At 73.2% G+C, this 13699-nt stretch carries 17 protein-coding genes; 1 reads left to right on the forward strand and 16 read right to left on the reverse strand.

From position 1 onward, the window contains the following. Positions 1 to 84: 84 nt before the first annotated feature. Positions 85 to 537: an adenylyltransferase/cytidyltransferase family protein gene (locus ACTMTB_RS27600; RefSeq protein ID WP_154937044.1), complete on the forward strand. Its 453-nt coding sequence runs from the start codon at positions 85 to 87 to the stop codon at positions 535 to 537. A 386-nt stretch (positions 538 to 923) separates the two neighbouring features. On the opposite strand, the gene ACTMTB_RS27605 is transcribed toward ACTMTB_RS27600, so the two are convergent. The 16 genes from ACTMTB_RS27605 to ACTMTB_RS27680 form a co-directional block, all read right to left on the reverse strand. Continuing rightward, positions 924 to 1319 carry a hypothetical protein gene (locus tag ACTMTB_RS27605; RefSeq protein ID WP_441149108.1) on the reverse strand — a complete coding sequence of 132 codons (396 nt, stop codon included), beginning with the start codon at positions 1317 to 1319 and terminating at the stop codon, positions 924 to 926. Positions 1320 to 1484: 165 nt separating this feature from the next. Continuing rightward, positions 1485 to 1649, reverse strand: a complete 165-nt coding sequence (locus tag ACTMTB_RS27610; RefSeq protein ID WP_441149109.1) for a hypothetical protein — start codon at positions 1647 to 1649, stop codon at positions 1485 to 1487. A gap of 321 nt (positions 1650 to 1970) precedes the next feature. Beyond that, positions 1971 to 2309, reverse strand: a complete 339-nt coding sequence (locus ACTMTB_RS27615; RefSeq protein WP_441149110.1) for a hypothetical protein — start codon at positions 2307 to 2309, stop codon at positions 1971 to 1973. Between the two features lie 128 nt (positions 2310 to 2437). Then, complete coding sequence (locus tag ACTMTB_RS27620; RefSeq protein WP_441149111.1) at positions 2438 to 2998, reverse strand: hypothetical protein; 561 nt, start codon at positions 2996 to 2998, stop codon at positions 2438 to 2440. Between the two features lie 80 nt (positions 2999 to 3078). Next, positions 3079 to 3495 (reverse strand): hypothetical protein, encoded by a 417-nt coding sequence (locus ACTMTB_RS27625; protein WP_441149112.1) that lies wholly within the window; start codon positions 3493 to 3495, stop codon positions 3079 to 3081. A gap of 55 nt (positions 3496 to 3550) precedes the next feature. Beyond that, on the reverse strand, positions 3551 to 4522 hold the full coding sequence (locus ACTMTB_RS27630; RefSeq protein ID WP_441149113.1) for a DUF4192 domain-containing protein: 972 nt from the start codon (positions 4520 to 4522) through the stop codon (positions 3551 to 3553). 214 nt (positions 4523 to 4736) lie between these two features. Beyond that, complete coding sequence (locus ACTMTB_RS27635) at positions 4737 to 6332, reverse strand: VWA domain-containing protein (protein WP_441149114.1); 1596 nt, start codon at positions 6330 to 6332, stop codon at positions 4737 to 4739. Positions 6333 to 6351: 19 nt separating this feature from the next. Further along, positions 6352 to 7476, reverse strand: coding sequence for an AAA family ATPase (locus ACTMTB_RS27640; protein WP_441149115.1), 1125 nt, complete (start codon positions 7474 to 7476; stop codon positions 6352 to 6354). A 268-nt stretch (positions 7477 to 7744) separates the two neighbouring features. After that, positions 7745 to 8047, reverse strand: coding sequence for a hypothetical protein (locus ACTMTB_RS27645; protein WP_441149116.1), 303 nt, complete (start codon positions 8045 to 8047; stop codon positions 7745 to 7747). Between the two features lie 47 nt (positions 8048 to 8094). After that, positions 8095 to 9051, reverse strand: a complete 957-nt coding sequence (locus ACTMTB_RS27650; protein WP_441149117.1) for a DUF4314 domain-containing protein — start codon at positions 9049 to 9051, stop codon at positions 8095 to 8097. Continuing rightward, entirely contained in the window at positions 9048 to 9920 is an 873-nt protein-coding gene (locus tag ACTMTB_RS27655) for a hypothetical protein (RefSeq protein ID WP_441149118.1), read from the reverse strand. The genes ACTMTB_RS27650 and ACTMTB_RS27655 overlap by 4 nt, the downstream gene beginning before the upstream one ends. Positions 9921 to 10011: 91 nt before the next feature. Further along, complete coding sequence (locus ACTMTB_RS27660; protein WP_441149119.1) at positions 10012 to 11115, reverse strand: C40 family peptidase; 1104 nt, start codon at positions 11113 to 11115, stop codon at positions 10012 to 10014. Further along, positions 11112 to 11639, reverse strand: a complete 528-nt coding sequence (locus ACTMTB_RS27665) for a hypothetical protein (protein WP_441149120.1) — start codon at positions 11637 to 11639, stop codon at positions 11112 to 11114. Before ACTMTB_RS27665 ends, ACTMTB_RS27660 begins: the two co-directional genes overlap by 4 nt. A gap of 272 nt (positions 11640 to 11911) precedes the next feature. After that, positions 11912 to 12178: a hypothetical protein gene (locus tag ACTMTB_RS27670; protein WP_441149121.1), complete on the reverse strand. Its 267-nt coding sequence runs from the start codon at positions 12176 to 12178 to the stop codon at positions 11912 to 11914. Then, positions 12175 to 12759: a hypothetical protein gene (locus tag ACTMTB_RS27675; protein ID WP_441149122.1), complete on the reverse strand. Its 585-nt coding sequence runs from the start codon at positions 12757 to 12759 to the stop codon at positions 12175 to 12177. Before ACTMTB_RS27675 ends, ACTMTB_RS27670 begins: the two co-directional genes overlap by 4 nt. Positions 12760 to 12998: 239 nt before the next feature. Further along, positions 12999 to 13637: a diguanylate cyclase domain-containing protein gene (locus ACTMTB_RS27680; protein WP_441149123.1), complete on the reverse strand. Its 639-nt coding sequence runs from the start codon at positions 13635 to 13637 to the stop codon at positions 12999 to 13001. Positions 13638 to 13699: the final 62 nt, after the last annotated feature.

The raw sequence follows: 13699 nt of genomic DNA on the forward strand, positions 1-13699 counted from the left end.
GCCGATGTCCGCGCCTCGGCGGTCTCGTCCGGTAGAACGGTGAGCGACCGCGACTGGTGTGGGCGAAGGAGCAGGTGAGTTGTTGTGGAGGACCCAGACGTGGGTGCGGCTGCCATATCGCGGGTTTACGTCGACATGGTTGGAGACCTGTTCCACGCGGGCCACGTGTCGCTCCTCCGGCAGGCGCGCCGCCATGGTGACTGGCTGGTCGTTGGCGTGCTGTCCGACGACACGGCAGCCTCCTACAAGCGTCGTCCCATCATGACCCTTGCTGAGCGTGTCGCCGTGATCGAGTCGTGCAGGTACGTCGATGAGGTGATTGAGGACGCCCCGCTCCAACTGACCGAAGAGTTTCTTGCCGAGCACGGGATCACCACCGTGGTGCACGGCGACGACTTGTCGCCCGAGGGGGCCGAGTTCGTATACGGGCCCGCTGCAGCAGCCGGGAAACTCACTTACGTTCGGCGCACGGGAGGAATCTCAACCACCCAGTTGATCCAGCGGGTGCTCGACGCGGCCGCCTCGCGAAATGAATGACCGGACCGCGATGCGAGCGGCGGCTCGGGCGCCAAGACAGTCGCCCTCAGTTATCACGATCTCGGCCCGACTCGGACAGCGATAGTCGTTGAAGTCGATGGCCGGATCGAGGCAGGGTGCCGGACCTCCGGGATCAATCGTTGAGCGTCGTTATGGACCTGTGCACGTTCGGGCGTACCCGGTTGGGCGCGCTGACCCGTACGCCGACACGTGCCAGCCAGATACGTCGTCGTCGCGAACCCGCCCCTGATTGACCGCTGCTGCCAGCGGTGTGGCTGCTCGGCGAAAAGCACCCGCAAGCGGAGACGACGGGTATTGCTGGCACCAGTTCGGGTAGCTGGTAGGGCTCAGGTTGCCAACGGTCCAGCTTGGATTGGTGCAGTGCCTCATTCGTCGGGGTGCTGTGGTGATGGCGCGGCGGCGTCGGGTGTGGCCGGCTGCGGGTCGGCCTGCGGCGGGTCGACCTCGATGAAGCCGAAGAGCCGTTCGATGAGTTGCAGTGTCTGGGTGCGGTAACGGTCGGCGAAGCCGCGGCAGATCGCGGGCTGGGCGTCAGGGTGCCTGTAGTGGGGCAGTGTCGAGTGGCAGACGATGAACGACTCGCGGGCTCGGGCTTCGGCGACGAGGTCGCGAAGCCGGCCTGGCGCGAGGTGCATTTTGTTGCCGGGGGCGAACACGCAGGTATCGCACTGCCGCGACAGCAGCCGTGACTTACCGAGGTCGGGGTCGCCGACGCTGAGGCCTTCGCTGGCGGTGTCGTCGGGCTCGGAGCGGTGTTTCATGGTCTCTCCTGCTGCACCTGTGCAAGGGGCGCCGCCATTCGGCGACGCCCCTTGCCATGTCGGGGTGGGTAAGGGTGGGCGGGCTACGTCCGGCGATGGTGGGGGTCAGCGAGCGAAGGACCAGGTGCGCGGTTACGCGCTGCCCAGCGGGTACCCCCGATCCGGTCAGGTCTGCGTGGCGGGCGGGTGGACGGCGATGAGGAGCCGGTCGACTGGCGGCCAGCCGTCGGGCAGGAACAGCACCCCGGCGTCGCTGGGGGCGACGTCGTTGCCGACGACGTCGCCGGTGAGGTCGAGGGCTTGCGCGGCGGCCGCGATGATCGCGGTCATGGCCGGGGCGAGGAAGTGCGGCTCGCCGTGCTGCCACGGCTCGTGCGCGACGCGGCCGAACGCGCGCCCAGTACGTCGCTGTGCCGGGCGGGGTAGTCGGGGTCGTGGTCGAGGCGGGGTTCGAGGAACGCCCGTAGGTACTGCTGGGCGAATCGGCTACGGGAGTATTCGGTCATGCGCAGGCGCAGGTCCACTGCGGCGGGCGTAGCCGGTGAGGGTCGACTCGCTGCGGAAACTCCCGGTCCCTCCGAGGGGGTCGGGGGCAGCGGCGGCTGGCGCGTCGCCGCTGCCACGGGGCAGACGTCGGTGTGCGCGGCGAGCTCAGGCGGCGCGCGGGTACGGCATCGACAGCGGCGGCGATGTGACCGGGCGGGTGGGCCGGAACCAACCGGCGAAGCCTGAAGCTGCGCCGCCGGCAGCCTGGACGGTGACCCGTGCCAGGCCCCGAGCGAGTAGCCGGGGGCGGTTGGCGGCCTGGCATGCGCGAAGGGCCTCGCGTGCCGGCGGGCACGGGTACGCCTCGCCGGTGCAGCGCAGGTTGGCGCAGCGGCCGGGCCGTTCGGGGTGGGCTTGGTGAGCGACGACGACGTCGGTGGCGAGCAGCCACAGCAGGACGTCGGTGACGGTGCGGGGTACGGCGTGTCGGTGCGGCTGGGTCATCGTGTGGTGCCTTCCGGCAGCGGGTGTCGGCTCGGGTGGCCGCCACCCCGGCCAGCGGTGTGGGGATGCCGCTGTCGGGTTCGCCGGGGCGGCGACCGCGAGCAGTGACGCTCGACTTTCCGTATGGATCAAGTCGCCGGTGACGGGCTGGGGTAGGTGTGTTCGGCTGCGGTGGGGTCGAGGTCGCCGGGGTTGGCGTCGTCGCGTTCGCGTCCGTCCCACTCGATGTGCACGTCGAGTTCGGCGTTGGTGAGTGCGGTTTCGACGGCGGCTTCGGCGGTGTCGAAGGCGTCCTCGCGGCTGGTGGCGGTGACCTCGATGAGGATGGGCAGGGCGAGGCGGACCTGCCAGCGGCGCGGCAGCAGCGGCAGGTCCACGGCGTGCAGGACCCGGTTGGCGGCGTCGACGTCGATGTCGTGCTCGGCGACGGCGTCGCGCAGCGCGCTCCAGACGTGGGCGCCGAGCTGCGCCGACGGGTCGGTGAGTTCGACTGCTGGCGGCTGCGCCTGCGGGGCGGGCTGGTGCTCGTGCAGGTAGGCCTGGACCTGGGTGGCGGTGTGGGTGAGCCATCCCAGAGGGGCGGGCTGGGTGGGGTGAAAGGCGTCCCAGGCGTGGCGCAGGACGGATTCCAGGGTCGGCGGTGGGGCGGGGGTCGGCGGTGCGGCGATGGACGCCGTCGGTTCGGTCATCGGGTTACCTCATGTCTCGGGCAGGGGCCGGCCCCGCTGCCCGTCCTCGGGCTGCGGGGCACGGCGCGGCGGTGTTCAGGTCAGGGCGTGGTCGTGGTAGCGCCGTCGGGTTGGCCGGCGGCGCTGGTGACGTCGCAGGTCGTGACCAGGGCGATGTCAGTGCTGATGAGGGCCTGGCAGGTGCGCCGCAGGGCCGCGGTGGCCCTGTCGCGCTGAGCGAGGGCGGTGGTGAGGGCGCCGGCGACCCGGTCGAGGCGCTCGCGCAGGGACAGGACGGTGTCGGCGCCCGCGCGGGCGTGGACGTCGCAGAGCAGGTTCGCGGCGTCGGTCAGGGCGGTGATCTGCGCCTGGGTGGCGGCGATGCTGCCGGCCTGGGACAGCAGTGCGCACACCTCGTCGGGTTGCTGCGCGCAGGCCTGGGCGAGCTCGTCGAGGGCGAGGGTGTAGCCCTGGTGTTGCAGGAGTCGGTGCAGGACGTCGAGGTGAGGTTCAGACATCAGTGCTCTCCGGCAGGAGGGGGTGTGGGTCAGGGCGTGTGCGGGCCGGGGTGGGTCACCGGTCGAGCACGGATGGGGGCAGTCCGGCGCGGAGGGCTTGGTCGATGAGCTGCGCGAGGGTGTAGGTGGGGTCGGCGGTCAGGGCCCGGTCGAGGGCGACGGAGGCGAGGGCGCCTTCGCCGCGGCGCCAGGCCGCGAAGGCGAGCAGGGTGGCCGGTGGGGCGGCCAGGGGCGGGTGGACGCGGCGGGTGATGTCGGCCCACAGGGCGGTGTGCCAGGGCAGCGAGTCGGTGGCCAGCCAGGCGGCGTCGCGGACGGCGGGGATGGGTAGCAGGACGGTGAGCCAGGCCAGCTCGTCGTCGCTGAGGACCTGCTCGTCGGCGTAGCGGGCGAACGCGGCGCGGACCGCCTCTTCGCCTGCGCGGATCAGCCCGTCGGGGCCTTCGCTGGTGGTGAGGGCGCGGCGGCGGGCGCGGGCTCGTGCGGTGGCGCGGGTGAGCGTGGCGCGGGCGTGGCCGGTGGCGGGGGCGATGCTGGCGACGAGGGCGGCCCGGTCGGGCAGGGCGTGGCAGCCGGCGACGATCGCGTGCATGGTCACGTTGCTGCGGTGGGGGTCGAAGGGCACGCCGTCGGCGGGGCAGCAGGCGGGTTCAGAGCACAGGTAGGAGAAGTAGCGGCCGTCGGTGACGCGCAGGGCGTCGAGCACGTCGATGCCGGCGGCGGTCAGCCGTGGGGTGACGGTGTCCATGACCCCGGTGACGGCGGCGGCGGGCCCGTAGCCGATGGTGATGGCGCGGGTGGCTGCCGCGTTGCGCAGCAGGCGCAGCTGCGCCGGGTGCATCGCCTCGGCCCATTCGGTGACGTCGCCGGGTGCGGGCAGGTCGGTGCGGCTGGCGACGACGACGCGTGGGCCGGTGAGGCCGACGAGCACGAGGCTGTCGGTGGGGTGGAAGCCGAGCAGGTACGGCACGGCGGTGAGCAGGTCGGCGGGTGAGGCGAGCGGTAGGCGGTTGTTCGAGTGGCTCACGGTTGTCTCCCGAGGTGTCGATGTGAGTACCGGGCACGGCACATCGGCCGTGCCCGGACGCGCAGAGGTGCGCAGGGGGCCGGGCAAACGGCAGGTAGCGAATGCAGGGGATGAGTCCCGCCGGTGCCGCTCAGCGCGGTGCAGGCCCACCCGCGTGACGGCGGGGTCAGCGCGGCGAGCGAGCCGAGGCGGCCGGGTCGCCGGGGCGGGGCTGTCAGGCGCGTTCGAGGGCGGTGACGGCGGCGTCGGCGATGTAGTCGATGGCCTGCACAGGGTCGGCGACCAGCACGGTGCTGGTGTCGGTGAAGGTGTGCCCGTCCAGGTCGGCGGGGCGCAGCCACAGCACAGGGCAGCCGGCGCGGTGCAGGGTGCTGACGAGTCGTTGGGCGGCCGGGATGTCGTCGAGATCGCCGTCGGAGACGACCGCCAGCATCCGCAGCCTGCCGGGTTGGCGCAGGTGCAGGAGCTCGTCGGCGAGTTTCACGGCGTCGCCGAAGGTGCTGCTGCCGCCGGAGGTGTGCATGTCCTGCACGTGGGTGGGGCGTTGCCGGGGGCCGACGAGCAGGGTGACGTCACTGCCGAAGGCGACGGTGGCGGCGACGGCGTCGCTGCTGCGGGCGGCGTGGGCGAGGATCCAGCCCGCCGACGACATGGGTGCGGCGTAGGGGTGCATGGAAAAGGACACGTCGACGATGACGCCCAGGTGCAGGGCCGGCTTCGGCGGTGCCAGCGTGGCGCGCCGCTGCCACGGTGTGGCGGTCGGGATGGCGCCGGCGGCGATCTGCGCCTGCGCGGTGATCGCGTGGCGGGTCCGCAGCCGGCCCGGCGGGATGAGACTGGGCCGGGTGTCGGGTTCGGGCTGATACGTGCGGGCGCGGCGCAGCCGGGCGGCGAGGTGGCGAGCGGCGCCACGTTCGGCGTCGGTGGGGTCGCGTCGGGTCCATGCCGCCGGGGCGGAGAACTTCGTACTGATCTGCCGGGCCCGGTATGCGGCGGGGGTGAGCCCGACCGTGTGGGCGAGGTAGTCGGTCAGGGCCTGGGCGAGCTGGCCGGCGAACATCCCCGGATCCGGCTGCGGCGGATTTGGCTGCAGGTGGGGGTGGATGCCGAGGATGCGGCACCACCGCCACGCCAGGTCGAGCATGCTGTCGGCGTCGGAGTCCTCGACGGTGTGCGCCTGCCGCCACACGTCGCGCAGCTGCAGCAGGCGCTTGCGGCCGAGGACCGCGGTGACCGCCGCGCGAACCCCCTTGATGTCCTTGGCGGTGATGATCCGGGCGTCGACCCTGGCGAGGAGCAGCCCGGCCAGGTGTCCGGCGTGCCACGCGTCGTCGACGGGGGCGTCGTCGGTACTAATCAGTGCGGTGACGGTGTGTCGCAGCCACCTGCGGTCGCCGCGCCGGCGGCTGCGCTGCCGGTACTCGATGCGGGACTCCTCGAGCACCTCGGCGGCGGCGGCGACGACCGGTGGCGTGCCGGGCGGGGTACGCCACCGGCTGTGGGCGGCGTGCGCGGCCTCGTGGACCAGGAGCCCGTAGGCGGTGGGCACCAGCCGTTTGTGGCCGGCGCGTCGGGGGTTGGCGACGTCAGGGGTGCCGATGTGGGTGGCGTCGACTTCGATGCGGCCGGTGTCGGGGTAGAAGCAGGCGGGGGCGCCGCCGCCGGCGCCGGGAGCGACGGTGACGGTCAGGTCGGTGCGGCCGGTCAGGACCGGGATGTGTCGGGTCCACGCGGTGCTCCATTCCTGCCAGTCCGGGTCGCCGATCGCAGGGGCGGTGCCGGGCTGCAGGTGTGTACGGGGATGGGGCATCAGGTTCTCCTTTCAGGGGTTAGCGCTGCTTGCCGAGGGTGAGCGCGGTGATTTCGCTGCCGAAGTGCTGTCGCAGGGCGGCGAGGACGTGCTCGCGGTCGTCTTCGGGGGCGCGGCCGGCGAGGTTCGCCACCGCGGCGGGTAGGCCGAGGGTTTTGCGGACGCGGGCGAAGCCGAGCAGCTCGCGCAGCTGCGGCGCCCAGGACACCCGCCCGGCGGCGAGGTCGGCGTTGAGGGCGATGGCCGCTTGCACGGCGGGGGCGGGGACGCCGAGGTGGCGGGCGAGGTCCCAGTCGGTGGTGACCTCGATGTGCACGTCGAACCGGGACGCGAGCGCCTCGGTGAGGATGGCCCCGTGTACGCCGGGGTTGTGCCCGGCGATGACGTAGAACCCGTCGACGGCCTCGACGCGTTCGTTGCGGTAGCCGGGGATGGTGATGACCCGCCGGCCGTCCATGGCCGGGTAGAGCACGGCGAGGACCTTCGGCGCGATGAGGGTGGCGTCGTCGACCAGCAGCGCCCGCCCCTCGCGCATCGCGGTGACGAGGGGGCCGTAGACGAACTCGTAGCCGCCGTCCGGGAGGGGGATGAAGTTGCCGAGGAAGTCCTCCACGACGGTGTCCCCGGTCCCGGCGACGGTGAGCACGTCCGGGAAGGCGGCCTCGACGAGTGCGGTCTTGCCGGTACCTGGCGGGCCGTAGAGCAGCACCGGGATACGCTTTTCACGTAGCAGGCGCAGCACGTCCACATCGGTGGCTCCCGCGAGTTTGCGCGGGAAGTACAGGTCGCCGTTGGGGCGGGGGACCGGCTGCCGTCGACCTGCCCCGCGGCCACTGCGGGGTGTACGCGGGGCAGGCGGTGGCATCGTCCCGGCGGCGTCGATGCCGGCCTGGGTGATCTGGAAGCGGTGTGGGCCGGTGTAGTGGGTGGCGTAGCCGGCGGCGGCCATCTTCTTCAACGCTTCGAACACCGCGCCGGTGGAGCGGGCGGCGATGGCGGTGGTGACCTGGCCGACCTTGAGACATTGGTCGGGTTGGCTGGCGAGGTAGGCGGCGACCTGCCGGTAGAGGAATCCGGGACGGCGGTCGCCATCTGGGCCGCCCCGCAAGGGGTCGGTGGTCGCGGGCGGGGTTGCAAGGTCCATGCGGGGTCTCCTGTGGTCAGGGATGGGGCCCGCGCACCCGTCTCCGGGTGCACGGGCAGACGTGGTGCGGTGTCCGCGCGGCGGAGACGGCGGTGACGGGCGCGGCCCTGTGGCAGGGACGGCCAGCGACCTCCGTGAGGTTTGTGCAGCAAGCAAGGCCGGCAGGGGTCTGCCGGTCAGGTGTCGCCGTCACCAACCGGTGGGCGACGACAAGGAACGCACCCGCACGCGGATCGATCAAGTCGACCCGGAACGGGCGCGCAAGGCGTTAGTTGCGGCGGAGGGTGACCTCGCTGCGGGGGCGGCGGGAGATCTGCACGGTCAGGCCGAACACGCTGCCGTCGGACAACTCGAGCCACACACCCCGGTCGAGGGTCATCACGCCGGCGTCGCGGTAGACGCGGGCCGAGGTGATGGTCACCGGCTGCCCGTCGTCGTGGGTGAGCTGGGGCAGGTCGGCGTCGTCGCAGAGCTGGTCCAGGTCGGCGCTGGTGAGCAGGTGCCGCACCAAGGCCTGCAGGATCTCCTCGTGGGCGTACTCGCCGAACTGGTCGTCGCGGTCATCGAGCATGGTCGTGTTCCCTTCTGGCCAGGTAGGTCACGGCGGAGGGGGCTTGGTTAGTCCTCGGGCGTCGGCTGGCTGGCCAAGTTGGGGATGTCACCGGCGATGTGGTCGCAGTCGTAGGGGTGCACGGCGGTCCAGGTCCAGGCGCGGCCCATGACCGTGTACCGGCCCTGCGCGTCAGGGGCGATGCGGTGCACCGCTGCCGGGTCGCCGTGGATGAGGGTCTCGTCGACGGCGATGACGTCGCCGTCGAAGCACATGCGGGCCAGGGATTCGTCCAGCAGCCGCTCCCGCCGCGCCTCAGGGACAGCCTCTTCAGCGAGGGTCTGCCGGTGACGGTCGCGGGTGGCCTGCTGGTCGGCGACGACCGCTTCCGCCACGGCCCGGGTGCAGGTGAACACCGCCCACCCGTTCCAGGTGTCGACCAGGGTTCCGACGAACCCGACCGGGATGCGCATTTCCCCGTCGGCGTTCGGCGTCCACGCCCAGTCCCCGGCGAACACGCCCGGCCCGCCGAGGCGCACCCGGTCCGGGTGCAGGTGGCTCAGGTCGCGGTCGTCGCCGGTCGGGGACAGCACGATGTGGCACTGTCGGGCCACCTCGTCGGTGAGCGCCTGGTCGAAGCCGTCGCACCACGCCCACCGTGTCTGGTCGCAGCGGGCGGCGGGCAGGTCCTCCCACGGCGGCGCGCCGGCCGCAGCGGCCTCGGCGTACCGGTCCCGATCCTGCGCGAGGCAGTACCGGTCGGCGGCGGGAAGCCCGTCGAGCACCGCCGGGTCCCCGTCGTCGATCCCGGCGAGGATCCGCCGCGCGGGGCCGGCGGCGTTGCCGCCAGCCCGACCGCCGAGGACGTCCTGCGCCCACCACTGCGCCGCTGACCGTCCGGCCGCGGCACCGGCCGCGCACAGCGCGTCGAGCACCTGCTGCCAACCCGCGTCGCTGCTCTCGTCACCGGTGAGGGCACGGTTGCGGTCACCGGCGTCGCGCTCGCCGGGTGGTCGGTAGGTCATCGCCGCGTCACCTGGGCGGACAGGAGCTGCCACGACCAGCCGGGCACCGGCACGTCGAGCAGCAGCAGCCCGTCAGCGTCGCGGCGAAGCCGATAAGGCCGCTCGCCGCAGCTGTCGGGCACCACCAGGTCGAACTGCGGGCCCACCGGGCGAAGCCACGGCGCGGGCCGCCCGGCCTGCAGGCGGATGGGGACGGTGGCGGCGGTGATCGCGTGGGCGGTGGCGTCGGTGAACCGCAGGACCGTCGCCGTGCTCAGGTGCGGGGCCAGGCAGATCTCGGCGTCCAGGCCGGTGCGGGCGTCCGGCAGCCACAGGCGAACCGTGTGCCAGCGGTGCCCGTGCGTGCGGTAGCCGCCGCAGCCCAGCACCCGCCCGTCCGGGTCCGGGTCGAGAAGGTGCCCGCCCGAGTCCGGGTCGAGCAGGTGCCCGCCCGAGTCCGGGTCGAGCAGGTGCCCGCCTGCGTCCGGGTCGAGCAGGTGTCGGCTGTGGCGCAGCCAGCGACCGTGACAGGTCGCCTCGTACACGACGACGGTGTCGGTGGCGACGTCGATCAGGTACATCCATTCGAGGTAGCCCGCGATCGGGTCGTCGACGCGGCCGCGGCGGATCCCGTCCTGCAGGCCGGCGGTGACGCCGACGCCGGGTACCGGCCGCTGCCCGCCGCGTCCAGGGTGGCGGGGGTAGTCGAGGGTGAGCCAGTCGTGGCGCAGCAGCACCTCGCCCGTGGCGAGGGTGCGCCGGTCGAAGGTGTGCTGCCAGATGCGCCGCAGCTGGGGCAGCACCTGTGCGGGGTCACCGCCCCAGTGCAACCAGCGCGCGGCGTAGGTGCCACCGGAAGCGGTGACACCGATCAGGGTGGAGCAACTCACGATGGAACCTCCATCAACGGTGTGAGGACCCCGGGCCCGGCGGGTCCGGGGGCGACAGAAAGCAAGTCGTCTGCCTGCCCGAGGCGCGGGATCAGGCGACGATGCGGCGCACGGCGGCGAGCTGGCTGGCCCACGCCGACAGGCGGCTGATCTTGACGACGTCGCCGCTGTGCGGGGCCTGCACGATCAGTCCGTCACCGAGGTACAGGCCGACGTGGCCGGGCCGGGCGGGGCTGCCGCGGCTGCCGGGGATGAACAGCAGGTCCCCCGGGCGCAGGTCCCGGTGGTCGGTGACCGGCTGGCCGGCGTGGACTTGTTCGCTGGTGGTGCGGGGCAGGGCGATGCCGGCGGCCCGGTAGGCCTGCTGCACCAGCGAGGAGCAATCGCATTGGCGCGCCGGGATGCCGGAGTGCGGCGCGGTGCAGTCCCCGCCGAAGGTGTAGGGAGTGCCGCGCTGGGCCAGGGCCCAGCCGATCGCCGTCGCCACCGGCGGCGCGGTGCCCGGCGGGAGCGTGAACCCGTCCGGTAGGGGAACCTGCTCGCCGCCGAGCTGGCCGTCGCCGGCGTCGAAAATGCACAGCGGGTTGCTCATCGCCTGCTCCAGCTCGGGCGCGACCGGGCCGGCCGCCGTGCCGCCGGTGAGGACGCGGACCAGGGCGATCGCCTCGTGCTCCCACTTCGCGTACGCGCCGGGGTAGGCGGATCGCTGCACCGCCTGGGCGGCGTCGGTCAGCGCCATGGCCTGCCACCCGTCGACGGCCAGCAGCGCCTGGTAGAACCGGCCGGCGGCGTAGCGGGGGTCCCGGAGTTGGGCGGGGGTGCCCCACCCTTGGGAGGGGCGCTGCTGGAACAGCCCGACCGAGTCGCGGTCCCCGCCGGGCAGGTTGCGCAGCGTGGACTCCTGCATCGCGGTGGCCAGGGCGATGACCCACCCGCGCGGCGGGACCTGAAGGTCCGCGCCGACGGCGACGATCACCGCGGCGTGGGCCGTCTGCTCGCTGGTCCACCCACCGGCACCGGCAACCGGTGGGGACACGGTGATGCCCGCCGGCAGAGGCTGTCCGTCGGCCGCCGTGCGGTAGCAGGCGGCTGAGGCGGTGCCGCCGCCGGTGAACAGCGCCCCGATCCCGGCCGCGCACAACAGGAGCAGGGCCACCACCGCGGCGGCGACGGCGCCGAGCGCCCGGGCGGTCACCGCGGTGTCCCCGGCGCCGACACCAGCGCGCCGGGTGCCGCCGCGTTCGTGCGGGAAGCGGGGCTGCGTGCCGGGTCCGGGCCGGCTGAGGGGCTGACGCAGTCGCGGAGCCGGTAGCGGGCCAGGTGGTGCCCGTCGTCGGTGTGCACGGCGACCGTGTCGGTCGCCGGGTCGACCAGGTAGATCCACTGCGCGTCGAGGTGCCCGGCCCGGCACAGCGGGAACACGGTGACCGGCTCCGGCGCGTCCACGACGCAGCCGGTCAGGGGGATGCCGACGCCCGGCACGGACTGCTGCCCCAACCCGCAAACGGTGGTGGCGGTGGTGGCGGGATCGAGGTACTCCCAGTCACGGGCGAGAACGGCGCCGATCAGCGCCCGGGTGTCGCAGTGGGCGTGCGCGGCCCAGATGGCGGCGAGGGCGGGAACGACAACGCCGGGGTGGCCGTCGAGGAGCACGAACCGGGCGTGTACGAGGTGGGGCTTGGCGGGGTCGGTGGTGCCGACGAAGCAGGGGGTGTTCACGAGACAGGACTCCTTACGGGGATGGGGTTTTCGGCGACGTCGGATGCGAGTTGGTGGCGGCGCGGCAGGGGGCCGTGACGGCCGGGGCGGTGCAAGGCCGTGCGAGCGGCGGTGTGGGGTCGTGCTGCGGCTGCGGTGCAGGTGCGGCTGTGGCAGCGCCGCGTCGTGGCAGGCGCTGCGGCCGTGCGGCGGTAGGCGCGGGGGCGCCTTCGGGGGCCCGTCCCTGCGCGGTGAGGGCGGGGCCTGCTGGCGGCGGCATCCGCCGCGGGTTGTTACGGCTGCTCGTGTTTGGTGGTGGGCGGCCAGGGGGCGGGCTTGGCGCGCCAGCCGAAGATCGGGTCGGTGGTTTCGACCGATCCGCAGCGGGTGCAGCGGACGTATTTGTCCTCCCCGTAGCCGGCCATGGACGGCACCTCGTCGCCGACGACCTCGTCGACCGCCCCGCACACCCGGCAGCGGATCGACGCGCCGTCGGGCCCGCATACGCCGAAGATCGGCTCGTCGTCGTCGGCGTCCCGCGGCACCTGCGGGCCGGTCATGCCCTGTCCGGGCGGGTACCGCCCGGCAGGTGCCCGGCGGTGGCGGCCAGCAGCGCGGTCAGCCCGCAGTAGGTGGCGGGAACGTCTTGCGCGTCTGGTCGGTCATCGACGAGCAGCACGGGGTGGTCATCGCTGCGCGGGCGGGTGAGCTGGTAGACGCGGCCGTCGACGTCGACGGCGTCGATGCGGCGGGCCTGCCGTGGCTGACCGTCGATGGTGGGGATGTCGTCGTAGCAGGTGGCCCAGGCCAGCAGACGCGCGTCGGGTGCGGTCGCCCGGATCAGCCCGAGGATGGTGTCGAGGGTGGCGTGGTAGGGCGTGGGTGTGTGCGGGTGGTGAAGGCCGGCGGCGAGGCGGTGCAGCAGCGCGGGCAGGCCGGTCGGTTCGGTGAGCAGGTCGTCGCGGCGAAGCGGGAACTCCAAGCTGCGCATCTCGCGCATCGGTGCCCGCCCGCCGGTGTGCAGGGGCCGGTCGTGGATGAGCAGCAGCGTCGCGGGCTGGCCCCAGCCCAGCGCGTCGGCGTCGGCGTCGACGGCCAGGAGGCAACCGGCGAGGGTGCGCACAGCGGGGATGGACAACACGGGGATCTCCCTTGTCAGGGGCAGGAAGGGGAAGGACCCCGCAGCCGGAGGCTGCGGGGTCCATCTGGGTCGGCTGGATCAGCGGTGGTCGCGCCGGTGGAGGCGCGGCGGAGTGGTCGGGACTGGCGGCCGGGGCGAACATGCACGCCGGCTACCTGCTGGTCGCCGCAGTCCAATGGTGTCGGAGCAGGCGGAGGGTCCTGGCCTGTCCGAAGGGGACTGCGGTGGGCGGGTGCCGGTCAGCGGTAGTGGCGGTCGCGGCTGCGCCGCTGCGGCGGTGTGCCGCGGGGGCAGTAGGCGCACACGCCACCGCCGGAGCCTTTGGCCTGGTACATGGCGGTGTCGGCTTCGGCGAGCAGCTGCCGGGGGCTGGCGTGCGGGTCGCGGGTGTGGGTGTAGCCGACCGAGGCGGCGACGGGGATGTCGCCGGTGTCCAGGCGGATCGGGGCGCCAGCGATGACCTGCCAGGCGGCGTCGGCCGCGGTGGCGGTGTCGTCGTCATCGCCGGACACGAGCAGGGCGAACTCGTCGCCGGACAGCCGCGCCGCTATCTGTACCGGGGTGGGCAGGTTGGCCAGGAGCCGGCCGACCTGCTCCAGCAGGACGTTGCCGGTGTCGTGGCCGAGGGTGTCGTTGACGGCCTTGAACCGGTCGAGGTCGAGCAGCACCACCCCGACGGGGGTGCGGTCGGCGAGGGCGGCGCGTAGGCGGGTGAGGAACAGCCGCCGGTTGGGCAGGCCGGTGATCTCGTCGTGGGTGGCCTCGTACCGGGCGGTCTGGAGGGCTTGCTGCTGCCACCAGAGCAGGGCGCCGGCGAGGGACAGGCCGGCGAGGATCCCGCCGGCGGCGATAGCGGTCGTGTGCAGGATGGGAGACACTCGAAAACGCTCCTTGTGTCCGAAGGAGCACCGGGGGCGGGCGTGAGGCGCCAACTTCGACG

Origin of the sequence: Micromonospora sp. L32, assembly GCF_052068055.1 — a bacterium.
Classification (GTDB): Bacteria; Actinomycetota; Actinomycetes; order Mycobacteriales; family Micromonosporaceae; genus Micromonospora; species Micromonospora purpureochromogenes.